Annotated in this window: 1 protein-coding gene; it reads left to right on the top strand. The window is 66.0% G+C overall.

Annotated features, from left to right (window positions below; all coding sequences use genetic code 11):
• Positions 1-535: aminotransferase class I/II-fold pyridoxal phosphate-dependent enzyme (locus tag HX846_RS38820; RefSeq protein WP_178967654.1), on the top strand; the 535-nt coding region annotated here is incomplete at both ends.

The following is a 535-nucleotide window of genomic DNA, read 5'->3' as shown; positions in this document are numbered from 1 at the left end:
CTGGCGGCGCTGCTGCGCTATCAGCCTCACGCCGGTCGGCTGCATGAGCGGGCAGCGGTGGCGCGTCATCTGCTGAGTCGTGGGTTGACGGTGCAGGCCGAGCAGGTGCTGATCGTCAGCGGTGCCCAGCATGGGCTGGCGGTGACCATGATGTCGCTGCTCAGGCCCGGCGATGTGGTGGCGGTGGATGCGTTGACCTATTCCGGGTTCAAGGTGCTGGCCGAGACGCTGCACCTGGAAATCGTCGCGATCCCGGTGACCGCGACGGGCCCCGACTTGGCTTTTCTTGAACAACTCTGCGCCCGGCGCCCGGTACGCGCCGTGTACAGCATGCCGACCCTGCATAACCCATTGGGCTGGGTGATGAGCATGGCGCAGCGCGAGCACCTGGTGGCGATTGCCCGTCGGAATGACCTGATCCTGATCGAGGATGCTGCCTACGCGTTTTTAGCCGAGGACGCGCCACCGCCCGTGGCCGAACTGGCGCCGGAACGCACGGTGTATGTGTCGGGGCTTTCCAAGAGCGTTGCCACCG

It is taken from the genome of Pseudomonas sp. K5002 (genome assembly GCF_013386655.1).
Classification (GTDB): domain Bacteria; phylum Pseudomonadota; class Gammaproteobacteria; order Pseudomonadales; family Pseudomonadaceae; genus Aquipseudomonas.
The sequence above is the reverse complement of the archived record's forward strand: the minus strand, read 5'-3'. Positions and strand labels throughout refer to the sequence as shown.